This is a genomic window from Pseudomonas sp. LW8, from assembly GCF_041956865.1.
Classification (GTDB): Bacteria; Pseudomonadota; Gammaproteobacteria; order Pseudomonadales; family Pseudomonadaceae; genus Aquipseudomonas; species Aquipseudomonas siliginis.
Genome location: NZ_CP168138.1, coordinates 2,580,803 through 2,597,977, shown reverse-complemented (window position 1 = coordinate 2,597,977; position 17,175 = coordinate 2,580,803). Strand labels below are relative to the sequence as shown.

The following is a 17,175-nucleotide window of genomic DNA, read 5'->3' as shown; positions in this document are numbered from 1 at the left end:
CAGGTTCATGAGTTCGAATCCCATCGCCTCCGCCATCTTAAGTACGACAAAGCCCTGATTATTCAGGGCTTTGTCGTTTCCGGCATTCGGAAAAATTTGCCCCACACTACGAGATCGTTTCCGCATCTTTTCGGGCATTTCCGCAACTATGCCCTTCTGACACTACTGCGTCCCCCCTCAAATTTTGTTGATTCGACCTCGGACCTCAGTGGCATGTGGCTGCCTTTGATAGCAGTTTTCGCCCAAAAGTGGATGGCCACAAATAAAAAAGCGCTAACGTCAGACACCTCACGATTGTGTTCGGAATTGAGAAAAGTCTTTCCCTGATCCGCGCCTGTTTCCGCAAAACCCTCAAGCCTAAAGTTCGTCCTGCCAGCAACATCACACTGACTATCGGAAATATCATTATGAAAACGGCAATGATCATCGTCGCACTCTTGGGCTTCAGCTCTGTGGTAGCGGCACAGGACGGCACTGCAAATACTCAACCTGTCGAGCAATACGGTTATGGCACCCACCTTGATGTCGCCAAGGTCATTTCTGAAGACCCGGTACCGGATGTTTGCGCAGTGGTACCGACGCATATGACCTACCAGGATTCGCAAGGCAAACGCCACGTACTGGCCTATAACGTCATGGGCCGTTGCAGCCAGGGCTAAGTCAACTGTTCGCCGATCATTGCGCCTCGGAGAGTAGTCTCATCGAGGCGCAAAAACCTTTTTGCTCCTCGGCGTTTCAATCGATCAGTGCTTGGGCCGTGGCTGCCAGCTGACTGCCAACCCGATCTTTCAACGTGTCGATAAAGCGGGTGATTTTCGCATCGACAAACTGCCGAGAGGTATAGACGGCGTACACGTTGCGCTCATAGGTATGGTACTCAGGCAAAACCCGCACTAGCTTGCCGGAACGCAAATCATCGATGGCCGTGAACCCGGCCAGCAAGCCAATCCCCGCGCCCTCTCGAATGGCCAGCGCCATTGCATCCATATCGTTGACGCTGAAACTTGGCCCTGTCGGGACAAATGTCGCTTCCCCCGCCTTGCTCTTCAGCTGCCACTCATCCCGCACATAGTCCACGGTGCCCAATAGCAGACACTGATGATCACGCAGGTCTTCAGGTGTCTCCGGGGCCGCATGCCGCGCCAGGTAGTCTGGCGACGCCACCAGCACACAATGGCTGACACCGATCTTTTGGCTGACATACGCCGAATCGGGGAGCGCGCGGGCGATCAGAATCGAGACATCCAGTTGGTCTTCCAACAGGTTAGGCATGCGTTGCGAGAGTAGTAAATCCACGGTCACTTCCGGGAATTGCTGGCGGTATTCCAGCACGGCCCCGGTGACCAGATGCCGGGCTAGTCCGGGAACGCAATGCACCCTCAGTGTTCCCCTAGGCTCCAGTGCGGCATTGCTGGCTTCTGCTTCGGCACTCTCCAGATCAGCCAGAATTCTCGTGCAACGCTCATAGAACCGTCGCCCCGCATCGGTGACCGACAGGCGTCGGGTCGAGCGTTGCAACAGGCGCGCATCGAGCACGTTTTCCAGCGCAGAGACAGCACGCGAGACGTTCCCGACCGTGGAGTCCAGATGATTGGCCACGGCCGTGAAACTACCCATCTCGACAACCTTTATGTACACCGACATGTTCGAAAGCTTATCCATCGCGACCTTCCTGTATATCTGACGCTCACCCGTGATAACGCGCATTTTTCCGGATGCTACACGTTCGGCCTGCGGCTCGATATTACCTCTGGCGACAACAATGATTCCCTTTGGCGCGTCTAAATCAATGCGCACTCCTTCCATAGACTTGGTTGCACAGGCCGCCTGAACAGGCGCCAGGTTTCATCCGAATCTCTGACAACCAACTGAAGGGCGCATCATGAAAACCTCCTACGACCCGCTTTATCTTTTCATCGGTGGTGAATGGATCAGTGCCGAAGGGCGCGATACTGCCGCCGTCGTCAACCCGGCAACCGGCCGGGAAATCGGCCGCGTCCCACTCGCCACCGCGAGCGACCTTGATCACGCCCTTGAAGTGACTCACCTGAGCTTCGAGAAATGGCGCCAGACCGTGCCTGACCAACGCGCCAAGATCCTCAAGCGTGCCGCCGACCTGATCCTCCAGCGCGCACCGCAGATCGCCGCGCAGATGACCCTGGAGGAAGGCAAGCCGCTGAATGAAAGCCTGGATGAAGTGACCCGTGCGGCGGAGTATTTCGAATGGTTTGCCGAAAGCGCACGGCGTATCGATGGCCGTGTGGTCCCGGCCAATCGGCCAGGCGTGCTGCAACTGGTCAAACGCCAAGCCATCGGCCCAGTGGCCGCATTCACACCGTGGAATTTCCCGGCCATCACCCCATCACGCAAGCTATCGGCTGCGCTGGCCGCCGGTTGCAGCGTCATTCTCAAACCCGGTGAAGAAAGCCCCTCCACAGCGCTGGCCCTGGCGCGTGCACTCGACGATGCAGGATTGCCCAAGGGTGTGCTGCAAGTGGTGTTTGGCGTACCGGATCAAGTGTCCAGCCATCTGATCGCTTCGCCGATCATTCGCAAAGTGACCTTCACCGGCTCAGTTCCTATCGGTCGCCTGCTGTCTGCACGCGCTGCCGAAGGTGTGAAGCCCATCACCCTCGAACTCGGTGGGCACGGACCGGTGCTGGTGTTTGAGGATGCCGACATCGAAAAAGCGGCTATAGAAGGCGTCGCCAACCGCTTTCGCGGCACCGGACAGGTGTGCATTTCATCCACTCGGTTTCTAATCCAGCGTGGCGCCTATCAAGCCTTTGTCGATCGGTTTGTCGCTGCGACCCAAGCCCTGAGAATCGGTGACGGCCTGCATCCGGATACACAGGTCGGACCTTTGGCCAACCCAAGGCAATTGGCAAAAATGGAAGACCTGGTCGCCGATGCCGTTGAGAAAGGTGCACGGGTATTGGTCGGTGGTGAAGCCTTGTCAGGCGAAGGCTACTTCTTCCAACCCACGGTTCTGGCGGATGTGCCGATGAACGCTCGCGTCATGCACGAAGAACCCTTCGGCCCCATCGCCGTACTGATGCCATTCGACGAACTGGCCGATGGACTGCAAGAAGCCAACCGCCTGCCGTACGGCCTCTCGGCCTACGCGTTCACCTCCAGCGCGCGCACGGCCATTGATGTGGCCGACGGATTGGAGGCCGGCATGATCGGCATCAACCAATACCGCATCATCGCGACCGAGCTCCCGTTCGGCGGCATGAAAGAAAGCGGTCACGGCTCCGAAGGCGGTATTGAAGGCATCGAGCACTATCTCACCCACAAATTCATCAGCCAGGTTTAAGGAACTCGCCAATGTCCAAGCTCAACTTCAACAGTCCTCGCGAAGCGGCGCGCGCGTTCACGCCGAAGCTGGCGCAATTCGTCGACTCAACGCTTTATCCGCAGATATGGAGTGACCCGGCGCTGTCCCCGCGCGACCGTAGCCTGATCACCGTGGCGGCATTGATAGCCGCTGGTCACTCGGAAGAGTTGCCTGCCCACTTACGCCGGGCAGCTGACAATGGTGTAACCCACGACGAACTAGCGGCAGCGATCACGCACCTGGCGTTCTACGTGGGCTTCCCTGGCGCCATCACCGCATCGGCTATCGCCAATACCACGTTCAGCGAAATGGAGAACAACTGAATGAAAGCCATCACCATCACAGAATTTGGTGCGCCAGACGTCCTGGAACTCGAAGAGTTCGCCAATCCTGAAGTCCGTCCTGACGACCTGTTGGTGCGTGTCTATGCCGCCGGGGTGAACCGTGCGGATCTGACTCACCGGACCGGTGGCTACGGCCATCCGAACTTCGGCGACTCGCTGATCATCGGCCTGGAAATCGCCGGCGAAGTGATCGGCAAAGGTAGCGCGGTGACGGAGTTCGAGGTCGGAGATCGAGTCATGGGCGTGGTCGGTGGCGGTGCATACGCCGAGCTGGCACGCATCGATTACCGCATGGCCATGCACATCCCCGCGCAGCTTGACTATGTACACGCGGCAGCCATTCCCGAGGTCTTCGTCACGGCCCATGAAGCGATGATGCATCTGGCTCGGCTCAAGGCTGGCGATTCCGTGCTGATTCACGCGGCCGCCGGCGGCGTCGGGTCTGCCGCTGTGCAGTTGGCTTACGCCACCGGCGCCACGGTGTATGCGACAACCGAAGACAGCAAGTTGGCGCGTGTCGAGCATTTGGGCGCTGACGTGGCGATCGATTATAAGACGCAGGACTTCGCTGAAGTGATCGCCGACAAAACCCAGGGTCGCGGCGTCGATGTGATCATTGACTTTATCGGTGAGCCCTACTTCGCGCGCAACGTCGCGTCCCTTGCACGCGGCGGCCGCCTCATTCAGGTGGGGATTCTCGGCGGTGGTGGCAAAGTCACGGTGGCGCTGGAGGACATTCTTTATCGCCACTTGCAAATCATCGGTACGGTCATGAAGTCGCGCACGCAACCGGAGAAACACGCCATGATCAAGCGCTTCCGCGAACATTGGCTTGATCGCTTCGAGGGTGCCGGAAGCCTTGAGCCGGTTGTCGATAGCACCTTTGCGCTAGCACGGGCTGCCGACGCGCATCGGCGGATGGAGTCTTCCGAAAACGTCGGGAAAATCATTTTGACGATGCGACCTGAAGATCTGCTTTAAGTACGGCCACATGAGGCATAGAGCTGAAAAATGGTGCCCTTAGTGGACACCTTCAACGGGAGAGGGGAACACCTCTGAGCAGTGCACTCTTAATAGGCTGATCGCGACAACTAGGATAATCGTGACAGGTGATTGGCCGAAAGTGGTCGTGCGTTAGCGGCAGCTAACAGCCAAAAGCGGACCTAGATGAGCCATGCATATGGCAAAGTGGTCACCGCTGCAGGCTTGCCATGTTCGTCTTTCCTTCAAGGCAAGCTGGGCGTGACGGCACTGGCCAGCTGAGAATTTCATTGATAAAAGGTGGGCAACTATGTGGAGAATGTACTTAATCAAGGGCCCGAGTTGATCACGTCAATTAGAGGTAAAGTTAGCGCAGAAAATAGAGGCCGAGAGCACGATCCGCACCGGATAGGTGTCTCCTCGACCTCAATGCGTTTCTAACGCCTACCGCAAGGTATACCCCCCATCTACCACAACATCTTGGCCGTAAATGCCACGTGCTCGCTCTGATAGAAGGAACAGAATCACATCTGCCACCGCTTCCGGCTCAAGGAACTTACCCTCTAGTAAGCGCTGGTTGACCGTTTCCGCGACTGAGGACAACGTCGCATTATCCAACCCTAGTGATCGCCAGATCGGCGTAGCTGTTGGCCCTGGCGATACGACGTTCACTCTAACTCCGGCCTCAGCCTGTTCGACGGCTAAGGTTCGAGCATGCGCTGTCAGTGCTGTTTTCGACGCAATGTAGCCAGCCAAGCCTGGGAAGGCCAAAGCGGAAAGAAAAGTCCCCACAAATACAACCGAAGCGGGTCTCGCCAATTGGGCTCGCAAAGCTGAAAGCGTGTTAAGCGCACCTGCTCCGTTGATGGCCCAATTTCGCTCGAATCCCTCACTCGCCAAGCTGTCTTCAAATACAGCGACTCCTGCATTCGGTACTAGAAAATCTACAGGCCCGATTCTGGAGACGCAGTGTGCAAGCTTCTCAAGATCCGAACTTACCGTAACATCGCCACTGACAATATGGAGGCGATCACCATGAACGTCTTTGAGTGCAGCCAGGCCGCCCCGGCCACGGGACATCGCCACTACCGTCGCTTCATAGCTTAGTAATCGTTGAACGACTGCCAGTCCGATGCCTGAACTTGCTCCGGTTACCACAGCGACACGATTGTCGAACTCACTTTTCATGTTTCAGCTCCTTGGGTATTAAACCATTTACCCATCACTGACACATTTCATGCCAACCTCAAACGTCATAAAAATCAGGGTGCTGAAGCTATACCGAGTCAATTTGACCATTATTCGTTTTTGTCGAAATGACGACAAAAAGGTTTTTTTGACACGCACCAATGGCTGTGTTCTCAAGTGCGTTATAGGACTGAAAATCCGGTCGCATCGAATTTCTTTGAGAGGAAAATGCCACTCCACTCTTCGTAAACACGCCCGAGTTGCTCTGCGAACTGCGGATTGACCGCCCACCGCCCCACTCTCTTGCGATCTGTTTCGGCGTTGTCGACCGGCGAGAGGAATCAGTCTTCACAAAGGCGCTGCACCTGTTATCCACCCCAGAACTATCGCGCATCGCAACTCAGTTGCCGCTTACTGTGCCAGTTTATACACCGGCTTTGGGTCGCCTTCCGCCGGGTTCACGGACAACCGGCTTGGCAACATCGGCGAACGGCAAATCGCGAATCAGAACTGTATGGCTTAGTTGAAAGGTCTTTTCTTGGCCCTGTCTGACTAGACCACGCGTGGCTACTGTGGGCTCCAACAACCCTAAACCCGCTGCGAGTGACCGCCATGAACAACCGTCTTGATTACTTCAAACAGTCGCCTCAGGCTTCCAATAAGCTGGTGGAGCTGACGATGCAACTGAGTAAGAAGCCGCTACTGGCTGACCTGGCCCACCTCATAATGCTGCGGGCGTCTCAATTGAATGGCTGCGCGTTCTGCGTGGATATGCACGTGAAGGAAGCCAAGATCCATGGCGAGCGCGAATTGCGCCTCCATCACATTGCGGTCTGGCGTGAATCGCAACTGTTCTCGCCAATAGAGCGCGCGGCGCTCGCCTGGACAGAAGCCCTGACCCAACTGCCATCCCATGGTGTACCTGAAAGCCTCTACGCGGATGTGCGTGAGCAGTTTTCCGAACAGGATCTGTCGGATTTGTCGTTCCTGATTGTCGCCATCAACGGTTGGAATCGCCTCAATGTGGCCTTTCAGGCAGTCCCTGGTTCGTCGGATGAGGTGTTCGGCCTGACCAAAGCCAACCTCAACTGAGCGCACGGTTTATAAACGCGCCAAGCTGCTCGCCCTGAGCAGCGCAGGCGCAGTTGGTGAAGCTCAGCAGCAGCCCAGATTGACGCCGCGACGAAACACTCCATCGCGACAAGGGTTGCACGGCGATGCCTTTGGCCAGCAGTTGCTCAGTCAGGGCAGTGTCGACTACTCCCTCCGGCAAACGGAGTACCAGGTGCATCCCTCCTGGCGAGCGCTCCACCAGCAGTCCATTGGGTAAACTCCGCTCCAACGCTTCAATAGTCAAAGCGCGTCGTTCGCTGTAGAGCCTTCGCATGCGCTGAATGTGCCGAGTGAAATGCCCCTCGACAATGAACTCTGCGACCAGCGCTTGAGTAATCGCTGGCGAGCCTGCGGAGAATAACGCCCGACTTACACGCTCAAACGCTGCCACTTGCCCCTGAGGCACCACTAGGTAGGCAAGGCGGATACCGGGGAAAAGCACCTTGCTGAAAGTTCCGGCGTACAGCACGCGCCCGTTGCGATCCAAGCTCGCCAACGCCGGCAAGGGGCGACTGACATAGCGATACTCGCCGTCGTAATCATCCTCGACAACCCAGGCATCGCTCCGGGCCACCCAATCGAGTAACAACTGTCTCCGAGGCAAAGACAGCGCCATACACAATGGGCTTTGATGCCCCGGCGTCACCATGACGACCTGTGCAGCCTGATGCCTGGCAATGGCGTGCTCCACATCCATACCTTCGGCATCAACTGGCACTGCCTCAAGCTCAATACCGAATTGACGAAGCACTTGGCGCGTGGTTGGGTAGCCAGGATCTTCGACCCAGGCTCGCTCCCCTGCGCGCAGTAAAGTATGTGCGATCAGCGACAGGCTACTGCGCCAGCCGCTGGTGATAAATACCTGATGGGCGCCGCAATCGATACCTCGAGACACCTGCAGATATGAGGCTATGGCGCTGCGTAAGGCAGGCAGGCCGTGCGGCGGCGGATAGTCCAGATCGCCTGAACGCATGCCTCGCAGATAACGGGCACCCAAGCGCGCCCAGATCTTGCGTGGGAACTCATCCATTGCAGGCACTCCCATCTGAAACGGCAAAAGTTGCGGTGGACGCCATAGTGCGTCTGGGGAGTTTTCAATCACCTCGCTGCTGACGGATAAAGCGGGGGCAGACAGTAGCGGCTTCTGCAATTCGGGATTGACCACGGTGCCCTTCTGCCCCAGGGCCAAGAGGTAGCCCTCGCTCGTGAGCAGCGAATAGGCCAGCTCGATGGTGCCACGAGCAACGCCGAGATCCTTGGCGAGAGCTCGCACCGAAGGCAATCGGTCACCAGGGGAAAGCGTGCCAGCGGCGATGGCGGCGAGTACTCGGTCATATAACTGACGGTACAGAGGCGAGCCGGGTTGCCCATCCAAGGAGGCGAAAGGGTGCGAACAGGAAGTCATCATGGCCTAGTTCATATCTCACTTCTTGGTTCAATAAATTGAGGCAATGTTAGTTCAAGATTTGACCATCACAACCCACTAAGGCCTCTCCCATGACGTTCAATCTTCAAGACTACGTGCCCAGCGTGCTCGACTTGGCCGACACTGCCCTGCGTCCTCTAGACAGCCGCCATGACTTGAAAATCGCTTTCCCGGTAATGCAGCAATTGCGCCCCCACCTAACAAGCGAGGCCGATTTTATGAGTCGTATCGAACGAATGCGAGCCGGCGGCTATCGCCTGGTTGGAGCCTTCGAGTCATCGGCTCTCGTGGCGCTTACAGGTTACCGCCTTCAGGAGAATCTGATTTATGGCCCATTCTTGTATGTCGATGACCTCATCACCGATGAAGCCCAGCGCGGCGGCCAGTGGGGCTCCCGATTATTGCGAGCTCTGGAACGACTGGCTCGTGCCAGCGGTTGTGCTCGCCTTGTGCTTGACACGGGTTTGGCCAACGCGCGCGCCCAACGCTTCTACTTCCGCGAAGGCCTTTATACCGGCGCGCTGCGTTTTCAAAAACAGTTCGATACCCCATGACCGCATCACCCGTACAGGAGGCAATATCATGAACCCGTCTCAGAAGCCACTCGCTCCTTTGCGAATCCTTCGCCTGATTGCCAGTCCCAACGGTAATGCATCTGAAAGCTTGAAACTGTCTGAGCGGATTCTGCACGCTCTGACAGTACGCGCTGGTATACGCGGGATTGAACTGACGGATATAGACCTGAACACGTTATCGCCAGTCGATGCGACTTATGCCCATGCCTTGGCCCATCCGAGCGAAATAGCTACCGAGGATCAGAAAGGTACATTGAGTCGCTCCGACCAAATGATCATCCTGTTGAATGCCTGCGATGTACTGGTAATCGCTACTCCCATGCACAACTACAGCGTGCCCTCTCCGCTCAAGGCCTGGATTGACCACGTTGTACGCGTCGGAAAAACTTTCCTGAGCACATCAAAAGGTAAGGTTGGAACGTTATTGGATCGCCCCGTCTACGTTGCCGTAGCCACCGGCGGCTACATTAGCGGTGAGAGGGCCCGGCAACCCGACTTTCTTCGTCCCTACCTATCCGCAGTGCTGAAAACCATCGGTCTCAATCAGGTGCATTACTTCACCGTTGAAGGGACAGCAAAAGGGACGGACGCGCTAAAAACGGCGCAGAAAATAGGGTACGACGATGTGCACACGTTCTTTCATGAGGAAATCGAAGCTAGGACTCATGAAACAGTTGCCTGAAGCCGGTGCCCCCAGACGGTCGAAGTACAAAGGTCGGCAGCGATGCCTGAAGCTGAGCCTTGCTTTTTGATTTCGGGAGAGCCGTTCGCCCGGCTCGGCAGCCATGAGCCGCAAGTCCCACGCTTAATATCGCCCTACAGAGAGGAATTAATCATGAGTCGCCTCGATTGGTTTCAAATTTCACCTAGTGCAGCCAAGGCGCTTGGAGGTTTGCATCACTTTGCGACCACTGCAACCAACCTGCCAGCCCAACTGATCCATTTGGTGTTTCTCAGAGTGTCGCAGATCAACGGCTGCGCACACTGTATTGATCTGCATTCACGGGATCTGATCAAAGAAGGCATGTCGGTGGACAAGCTGGTATTAGTACCGGTATGGCATGAAGCGCAGCACCTATTCTCGGATCAGGAGCGCTCGGCATTAGCCTGGGCAGAAGAGGTCACGCGGGTAAGCGAGACCCACGTATCGGACGAAGCGTACGCAGCCGCCTTGGCGATGTTTGCGGAAAAGGATCTGGTTGACCTGACAGTAGCGATTGCTGCGATGAACGCTTTCAATCGTATGGGTGTCAGCTTTAGATTGAAGCCTGCTGCCAAGGCTTGATGGCGAAGGCCTATGAGTCCGAAGACAGCACTTCAGCATCCCTCTGCTGACCCTGCGTAAAGGCTAGTGTACGCCCACCACAACTGATGCCCGCTGTGGGTTGCGGCGGACGCTAAAGGCCCGGTATCCGTACTGGGCCTGTGTCTTCGCCCCGCCTCATTTGTCCGATTGAATTCAACATCTTTGAAGGGCTATCTCCGCGCATCAGTTAGAGGCGGCAATTTTAGTTAACAGCCTTCTCTTAGCCTTCCTCATGCGTTTATGCCAATACTGTTGGCAGCTATAGCCTGGACGTTTTCGGAAACATCCACGAGTTCGCGTCTAGCGGTTTTTCATCGAAGGTAATCTCAGGTTGATCTGCCGCTTATAGCCGAAAATGGACGCCCATCAGGGCTGCTGCTGGCCGAAAGCGGCCGTTCACGAATGACTACCTTCGGCCAAAAGTAGCTCTGAAGGCGGGCTATAACTCTCTGATGCTCAGAATCAACGGGGGATGACAGCGGGGGGGAAATAGGCTGTAAGTCGACCCTGCCTCATATCACCACCCTCGCCACGATAGAGAAGCCATCGGGCTTTCTACTTCAGGCGAACGAAAGACCATTCAACGCTACAGATGAGAATTGGCGGTAGCTGCTTCTCCCTTAATAATACTGGCCTACGGCGAGCAAGCTTTCGAGACCCGTCTAATCGTAACCCCTATCCTCCGAATTTGACCGGTTGAGGAAGGTGCTCTCGTCTGAAGAGGGACTGCGACGGCGAAATGTCCGTATTCTAGGCGAACGCAGTGGCGCTCGAACAATCTCGGTCGGTACCCAGGTGACGGTTATAGGCGAGAGAGCCACTGCAATGGCAAACGCATTCAGTCCCCCTGTGCCGAGAACGTCAGAGCAGATAGCTCTTTTTTCGCCATTGAAGGTACATGCGGCAAGATTATCAAAGAGCACCCGACCGCGAGCTCTATCCGGCTGTTGTACAGGGGGCCTGGACTGAGCCTGCAAGAGGGATTGGAAATCTGCGCCATCACTCGCTGCCTCCATCCTGGTTTCTGATGTCGGCAAGACGGATGGTGCTGGCGGTACTGCAGAAATACCGGTCATCGGCATGCCTCATATCACGCTTGGTGTCATGAATCTCGCCAGTGTTCCTGGCGTGACAGTTCCGTTCTTTGCTTCATCAGATCCCGCTGAACCAGTTGTAGCCCTGGTCTTCCCAATACCCGCCCGGGTTGTCGTTGCTGACGAAAATCTCGACAACATGCTTGGGGTTTTTGAAGCCCAGTTTGGTGGGGACCCGAACCCTCAGCGGATAGCCGTACTCGGGCGGCAGCGCCACGTTAGCGTAATCCAGTGCCAACAGCGTCTGCGGGTGCAAGGCAGTCGGCATGTCCAGACTGGAGTAGTAACGATCGGCACATTTGAAACCGACAAATTTCGCTGTGGTGTCGGCGCCGATGTGTTCCAGGAAGGTTTTCAGCGGTACACCTCCCCATTCCCCGATCGCGCTCCAGCCCTCAACACAGATCAGCCGAGTAATATCGCTGCGTTGCGGCAGCTTGCGCAAGCTTTCGAGTGTCCACGGCGCCTTGTCCCTGATCCGGCCGGAGACGGCGAGCGAGTAACTGGTCAGGTCTACTTCAGGGATATCGTCCTGACCATAGAAAGCGTTGAACGGAAACGGCTTGGTGATCTGCGCGCGGGCGAAGGTCGGCGCCAGTTTCCGTCCACTGAACAGCCACGCCTGGACCCGGTCGTTCCAACGCGACATGGCCCAAAGCACTTTGTCGACCTGATCGCCGTCCTGCAGGTTGCAACCCGTCAGCATCGACATCGCGCCCACCGTCAGGCCGGCCCGAAGAAAATGCCGGCGCTGAATGTTTTCCAGTTCAAGCTGTTGCGCAGGTTCAAGCCTGACGCGCTGACGCGTTGTTTTTGTGGATTCAGTCATGACCCGTTTTTCCCGTTATCAGGCGTCCGCACTCCACCCGTGATCATTGGCAACAGGGTTTTCGGTACCAAAATCACCAAGACCAGATGAATCACCACAAACGCTGCAATCATCGTCATGGCCGCGAAATGTACGTAACGAGCAACGTCATAGCCGCCCAGTAACGCGACCAGCTCCTGAAGTTGAACCGGTTTCCAGATCGCTACGCCCGAGATAACGATCAGTACGCCTGCCGCCAGCACCATCCAATACATCAAGCGTTGCACTGCGTTGTAGACACCCTTTTCATGCACCAGCCGAAAGCGCAAGACAGCCGTCAGATCATGCTTCAACGCGGCGATCCCGATGGGTAGCAGGTCTCGTTTGAAATGACGACTGACGAACCCGTACAGCACATAGATCGCACCGTTGATCAGCAGCAACCACATGAACGCAAAATGCCAGGCAAGTGCCCCGCCCAGCCAACCGCCCACGGTCAATGAAACCGGAAACCTGAAACTGAACAGTGGCGAGGCGTTGTAGATAGCCCAACCGCTCATGAACATGCAGACCATGCAGGCCGCATTGATCCAATGGGTGAAGCGAACCGGCCAGGGATGCAGCTTCTTCTGTCTCACGTGGTTCCCCTTGCAAACCATCCATGTAGCTGGGCGCCGCCAGACAGCAGCGCCCTAACCTTTTTCAGGTGATTACATCGGTGGCTGGAAGCCATCCTTGCCCACCGCAATGCCGCGTGCGGAGGTGCCATCTGCAGCGGGGAACACGACAATTTTGGTGCCTTTGACCAGTTCATCGGTCTTGCCGGGCTCGACATAGGCGATGGGCACATCATCCGGTACTACAATCTGCTTCTCGCCGCCCTTGTAGTTGACGGTCAATGTTCGGCCGTCGGTTTTGGACAGTTTGCCAACGGTGCCGTTGGTCATGGTGCCAGTGCTGCCGTCTGCGTTCTGCCAACCGTAATGACCTTCGCCGCTGCCCTTGAGCCTGGCGTCGAATACCGTGACCTCCAGCGCCTTCAGTGTTCCATTGGCCTGCGGGATGGCCGCCGAGCCGATGAAACTGTCGGACTTGATCGAGTCGAGACTGGCTTTCGATACCCGGCTGATACCGGTCTTGTCAGTCAGTCCGATCGTCTGCTGGGCGCCAGAGCGGACAGTGAAGGTCAGCGTGTTGTTGCTGACGCTTTCCACCGTACCGCGCAGTGGTTTGATGACCGGCATGTCGGCGGCGGTGGCAATGACGGCAGCGCTGAGCATCACCAAACCGAACGTGGTAGACAGGGCGTTTTTGAGTTGCATGGCGACGATTCCTCATGGGTTGATGTGTCGCCATCCTCGACCGCAGACCGGGACGTCACGATGACCGTCGAATGACATTTTTGTCATTCGCCAACCCTGACCATGTATGACAGAAATGTAACCGACTGCGCCCGCTCATCCCGTTACACTGCACAGCCGAGATACCGATGTCGCGGACTGAATCCCGTCATGAAGAAACCCGAGCGCGCCTGACGATGCATATCCTGCTGATCGAAGATGACACCAAAACAGGTGAGTACCTGAAAAAGGGGCTCGGTGAGTCCGGTTACAACGTCGACTGGACCCAGCATGGCGCTGACGGCCTGCACATGGCCTTGCATACGACCTATGACCTGATCGTGCTGGACGTGATGTTGCCCGGGATTGACGGCTTTCAGATCATCGAGCTGTTGCGCGCCAGACAAGACGTACCCGTGCTGTTCCTTACCGCGCGCGACCAGTTGCAAGACCGCATTCGCGGTCTGGAACTGGGCGCCGATGATTACCTGATCAAACCTTTTTCGTTTACCGAACTGCTGTTGCGCATCCGCACTATTCTGCGCCGCGGTGTCGTGCGCGAAGCCGACCATTTCCACCTTGCCGATCTCGAACTGGATCTGGTCCGGCGCCGCGTGACCCGCCAACAACAGGTGATCGTGCTGACCAACAAGGAGTTCGCCCTGCTCCATCTGTTTCTCCGTCGAGCCGGCGATGTGTTGTCCAGGACACAAATCGCTTCGGAAGTCTGGGACATGAATTTCGACAGCGATACCAACGTGGTGGACGTCGCTGTCAAGCGCCTGCGCAACAAGGTCGACCAGCCCTACCCGATCAAGCTGATCCATACCATTCGCGGTATCGGCTATGTCTGCGAGGTGAGGCCATGCGGTCCCGACGCCAACCCTCGCTGACGCTGCGATCGACCGTGGCGTTTGCCATGGTCGCGATGCTGGCCGTGGCCGGCGCGGGCTTCTATCTGTATCAGACGATGAAGGCCTCGGTATTGGTCTACAGCGATCACGCGGTGATGGGCCGTCTGGAGCATTTTCGCAAGCTCCTGCATTACGAACTCGCCATCGAAAAGCTGCGCGACAGCCCGCAGATTTTCAAGAACATGCTCGACAGCGAAGACGACATCTTCATCATTGAAGAGCCGGGGCAGCCACCGGTCATCCAGGTCAATCCACTCAACGTCACGTTGCCTGAACTGCCGGTGATCGGCCAGGACACAAAGCTGAGCGTCAGTGATCTGCGCAGCGGCGTGACCGACTCGGGAACAAGGCTGCGCGCCGCCTCCGTAGTCACGACGTCGGGTGGCCGTGTAGTCCGATTGACGGCCGCCCACCTTATGGGCAAGGAAATGGCGATGCTTGCAGCGTATCGCGAGCGCATCTACCTGGCCGTGGCCCTGGCCTTTCTGGCAACCGCGTTGCTGGGTTATCTGTTATTGCGTCGCGGGCTGCGTCCGCTGCGCAAAATGGCCGCCCATGCCGCAGCCATAACGCCTGAGCGTCTGCACAGCCGTATGGACAGCGCCGATACGCCGGTTGAATTGCAACAGCTGAGTGACGCCTATAACGCGATGCTTGATCGTCTTGCTCAGGGTTATCAGCGACTGACGCAATTTTCCGCCGACCTTGCCCATGAAATCCGCACGCCGGTCGGGTCGTTGATGGGACATTGTCAGGTTGCCCTTCGCCAACGCCGTAGCGAGGACGAATATCAGGCGCTGATCGCTTCGAACCTTGAAGAACTCGAACGGATCTCGCGCATCGTCGAAAGCATTCTATTTCTGGCGCGCGCCGATGAAGCGCAAGCCGTAGTGGAGCGCCAGCAACTGTCGCTGCATGACGAATCACAGCGCATCGCTGAGTATTTTGAGGGTTTGGCTGAAGAGCGGCGAATGAGCTTCCAAATAACGGGCGATGGTATCGTGCTCGCTGACCCCTTGCTGCTGCGCAGAGCGTTGAGCAACCTGGTGGCGAACGCTGTTCGCTACGCTTACGAGGGCACCGAGATTCTGATACGGGTATTGGAAACCCACGGAGGTGCCCGGATTGAGGTGGAGAACCAAGGGCCGGTGCTGGGCGACGAAACCCTGGGCAAACTCTTCGACCGCTTTTACCGTGGCGATGCGTCTCGGCACCAGAATTCCGACTCCTACGGGCTTGGCCTCGCCATTGTCGTGGCCATCATGCAACTGCATGACGGCCACGTGGGTGTCGAACAGCCAATGGCCGGGACTATTCGTTTTTCGCTGTCGTTCCCTTGAGCTGCTCGAACGGTGCAAACTGTTCTTCGCCCGCTGCGGGTACCCAATCTTTTAACGGCGTCAGGAAATGCATTTCAAAACGACGTGACAGGAACGCCCACTTTCCGTCCCGACGTTCAAACCTGTCGTGGTAAAGACCGCTGACTTGCACCGGGCCTTTTTCAATGTCATGAAACAGGCAATCCGCAGCTACCGTGCCCACTGCGCTGTCACCCTCGATTTCAATCAGCGGGTTGGCCATCCAGTGGTGCATATGGGGCATCTGGCGCCAGCTGTTTTGCGCCATCGCCAGGATTTCGTCACGGTTTCCAGCCTGGCCAAAACCCGGTAGATCCAGTGTCGACTCTTCGTGCCAGATTGAGCTAAGAAGCGAGGCGTCGATGCGGTCGAAAGCATTGGCGTAGGCGCTGATCAGCGACTCGATGGCGGCGCGACTTTCCAGGGCGTCCAGTCGGGCTGTCAGTTGTTCATTGTTCATGATGAGGTTTCCTGCAGGGGCTGCGCATAAGCGAGGAAGGCAGCCCTGCGCGAGGGCTGCGCTACGGTTGAGCACGTGGTCAGATCTGCGACAGGCCGCCGTCGACCATCAACTCCACACCGTTGACATATTTCGCATCGGCAGACGCAAGAAACAGCGCCGACGAGGCGATTTCCTCAGGCTCGGCCATGTACCCCAATGGCGTGATCTGCTCGACGTGCTGACGCAGCGCGGCGACGTCGGTTTCGCTCATCTTCAAGCCGTTATCCATCAGCGGTGTGCGGGTGAAGCCAGGGCTCAGGACATTCGCTCTGATCTTGCGACCTTTGAGTTCGTTGGCCCACGTCCTGGCAAAGGAACGTACCGCGGCTTTGGAGGCGTTGTAGAGGCTCAGTCCTTCCATGCCATTGCTGGAACAGATAGAGGCCGTCAGCACGATCGAAGCGCCATTTTTCAACAATGGCATCAACGTCTGTACAGTAAAAAAGACTCCCTTTACGTTGATGTCGAACATGTTGAAATAGGCGGCCTCGGTGGTCTCGCCCAGCGGGTTCTTTTCACAAATACCCGCATTGGCAAACACTGAGTCCAGTTGATCGCCGTGCGCCTCAATCGTCGCCTTGAGCTCGTCCAGATCAACCTGGCGCGCGACATCGGAAATGACCGCGACCGCCCTGTCGCCAAGCTTGGCCACCGCAGCCTCCAGCGTGGCTGCAGAACGCCCGGTGATGTAAACGCGCCTGGCGCCCTCGGCAATCAAACCCTGTGCAATCGCAAATCCGATCCCGGTGGACGCGCCGGTGACGACTGCGACCTGATCAGCGAATTTACCTGACATAACTGACTCCTCGATTTCGGTTGTGTGGCTCGACTGGAACCACAGTGCGGCCATTTTGCGAGGAGGCAGGGGCGCAGCGGCACTGCCATA

The 17,175-nt window shown here is 56.9% G+C and carries 18 protein-coding genes; 10 read left to right on the top strand and 8 right to left on the bottom strand.

The window, feature by feature from the left end; translation table 11 throughout:
* Positions 1–407: 407 nt before the first annotated feature.
* Positions 408–659, top strand: coding sequence for a DUF2790 domain-containing protein (locus AB9L16_RS11870; RefSeq protein WP_375123625.1), 252 nt, complete (start codon positions 408–410; stop codon positions 657–659).
* Between the two features lie 76 nt (positions 660–735).
* Here AB9L16_RS11870 and AB9L16_RS11865 read toward each other — a convergent pair whose 3' ends face one another.
* Positions 736–1,662 carry a LysR family transcriptional regulator gene (locus AB9L16_RS11865; RefSeq protein WP_375123624.1) on the bottom strand — a complete coding sequence of 309 codons (927 nt, stop codon included), beginning with the start codon at positions 1,660–1,662 and terminating at the stop codon, positions 736–738.
* A gap of 220 nt (positions 1,663–1,882) precedes the next feature.
* On the opposite strand from AB9L16_RS11865, the gene AB9L16_RS11860 reads away from it, so the two are divergent.
* From AB9L16_RS11860 to AB9L16_RS11850, 3 genes are read left to right on the top strand one after another with little or no spacing between them, the layout of a single operon-like run.
* Complete coding sequence (locus AB9L16_RS11860) at positions 1,883–3,319, top strand: NAD-dependent succinate-semialdehyde dehydrogenase (RefSeq protein ID WP_375123623.1); 1,437 nt, start codon at positions 1,883–1,885, stop codon at positions 3,317–3,319.
* An 11-nt stretch (positions 3,320–3,330) separates the two neighbouring features.
* A complete protein-coding gene (locus tag AB9L16_RS11855) occupies positions 3,331–3,663 on the top strand; it encodes a carboxymuconolactone decarboxylase family protein (protein ID WP_375123622.1) in 333 nt (110 codons plus the stop codon).
* Complete coding sequence (locus tag AB9L16_RS11850) at positions 3,664–4,665, top strand: NAD(P)H-quinone oxidoreductase (RefSeq protein WP_375123621.1); 1,002 nt, start codon at positions 3,664–3,666, stop codon at positions 4,663–4,665.
* Positions 4,666–5,109: 444 nt separating this feature from the next.
* Here AB9L16_RS11850 and AB9L16_RS11845 read toward each other — a convergent pair whose 3' ends face one another.
* Positions 5,110–5,853, bottom strand: a complete 744-nt coding sequence (locus AB9L16_RS11845) for an SDR family NAD(P)-dependent oxidoreductase (protein ID WP_123442615.1) — start codon at positions 5,851–5,853, stop codon at positions 5,110–5,112.
* 612 nt (positions 5,854–6,465) lie between these two features.
* Between AB9L16_RS11845 and AB9L16_RS11840 the strand changes: the two genes are divergently transcribed.
* Entirely contained in the window at positions 6,466–6,945 is a 480-nt protein-coding gene (locus tag AB9L16_RS11840) for a carboxymuconolactone decarboxylase family protein (protein ID WP_122506017.1), read from the top strand.
* Here the strand turns inward: AB9L16_RS11840 and AB9L16_RS11835 are convergent.
* Positions 6,938–8,374 carry a PLP-dependent aminotransferase family protein gene (locus tag AB9L16_RS11835; RefSeq protein WP_375123620.1) on the bottom strand — a complete coding sequence of 479 codons (1,437 nt, stop codon included), beginning with the start codon at positions 8,372–8,374 and terminating at the stop codon, positions 6,938–6,940. The two genes, AB9L16_RS11840 and AB9L16_RS11835, sit on opposite strands and share 8 nt — an antisense overlap.
* A gap of 89 nt (positions 8,375–8,463) precedes the next feature.
* Here AB9L16_RS11835 and AB9L16_RS11830 point away from each other — a divergent pair, with 89 nt between their 5' ends.
* The 3 genes from AB9L16_RS11830 (at position 8,464) to AB9L16_RS11820 (ending at position 10,252) form a co-directional block, all read left to right on the top strand.
* On the top strand, positions 8,464–8,946 hold the full coding sequence (locus AB9L16_RS11830) for a GNAT family N-acetyltransferase (protein ID WP_122506015.1): 483 nt from the start codon (positions 8,464–8,466) through the stop codon (positions 8,944–8,946).
* Positions 8,947–8,974: 28 nt separating this feature from the next.
* Positions 8,975–9,649, top strand: coding sequence for an FMN-dependent NADH-azoreductase (locus AB9L16_RS11825; protein WP_123442617.1), 675 nt, complete (start codon positions 8,975–8,977; stop codon positions 9,647–9,649).
* A 153-nt stretch (positions 9,650–9,802) separates the two neighbouring features.
* Complete coding sequence (locus tag AB9L16_RS11820; protein ID WP_122506013.1) at positions 9,803–10,252, top strand: carboxymuconolactone decarboxylase family protein; 450 nt, start codon at positions 9,803–9,805, stop codon at positions 10,250–10,252.
* Between the two features lie 1,173 nt (positions 10,253–11,425).
* On the opposite strand, the gene AB9L16_RS11815 is transcribed toward AB9L16_RS11820, so the two are convergent.
* The 3 genes from AB9L16_RS11815 to AB9L16_RS11805 are packed head-to-tail and all read right to left on the bottom strand — an operon-like array spanning position 11,426 to position 13,497.
* Positions 11,426–12,196, bottom strand: a complete 771-nt coding sequence (locus AB9L16_RS11815) for a molybdopterin-dependent oxidoreductase (RefSeq protein ID WP_281895107.1) — start codon at positions 12,194–12,196, stop codon at positions 11,426–11,428.
* The gene (locus AB9L16_RS11810; protein ID WP_375123619.1) at positions 12,193–12,834 is read right to left on the bottom strand and encodes a cytochrome b/b6 domain-containing protein; all 642 of its coding nucleotides are present in this window, start codon (positions 12,832–12,834) and stop codon (positions 12,193–12,195) included. Before AB9L16_RS11810 ends, AB9L16_RS11815 begins: the two co-directional genes overlap by 4 nt.
* A 51-nt stretch (positions 12,835–12,885) precedes the next feature.
* Positions 12,886–13,497: a hypothetical protein gene (locus AB9L16_RS11805; RefSeq protein WP_160769021.1), complete on the bottom strand. Its 612-nt coding sequence runs from the start codon at positions 13,495–13,497 to the stop codon at positions 12,886–12,888.
* 215 nt (positions 13,498–13,712) lie between these two features.
* Here AB9L16_RS11805 and AB9L16_RS11800 point away from each other — a divergent pair, with 215 nt between their 5' ends.
* Together AB9L16_RS11800 and AB9L16_RS11795 are read left to right on the top strand one after the other, a co-directional pair.
* Entirely contained in the window at positions 13,713–14,408 is a 696-nt protein-coding gene (locus AB9L16_RS11800) for a heavy metal response regulator transcription factor (protein ID WP_039760267.1), read from the top strand.
* Positions 14,381–15,769 carry a heavy metal sensor histidine kinase gene (locus tag AB9L16_RS11795; RefSeq protein ID WP_375123618.1) on the top strand — a complete coding sequence of 463 codons (1,389 nt, stop codon included), beginning with the start codon at positions 14,381–14,383 and terminating at the stop codon, positions 15,767–15,769. The genes AB9L16_RS11800 and AB9L16_RS11795 overlap by 28 nt, the downstream gene beginning before the upstream one ends.
* Here the strand turns inward: AB9L16_RS11795 and AB9L16_RS11790 are convergent.
* Together AB9L16_RS11790 and AB9L16_RS11785 are read right to left on the bottom strand one after the other, a co-directional pair.
* Complete coding sequence (locus tag AB9L16_RS11790; protein ID WP_042609814.1) at positions 15,741–16,247, bottom strand: nuclear transport factor 2 family protein; 507 nt, start codon at positions 16,245–16,247, stop codon at positions 15,741–15,743. The two genes, AB9L16_RS11795 and AB9L16_RS11790, sit on opposite strands and share 29 nt — an antisense overlap.
* 79 nt (positions 16,248–16,326) lie before the next feature.
* A complete protein-coding gene (locus AB9L16_RS11785) occupies positions 16,327–17,085 on the bottom strand; it encodes an SDR family oxidoreductase (RefSeq protein ID WP_039760604.1) in 759 nt (252 codons plus the stop codon).
* Between the last annotated feature and the right edge of the window lie 90 nt (positions 17,086–17,175).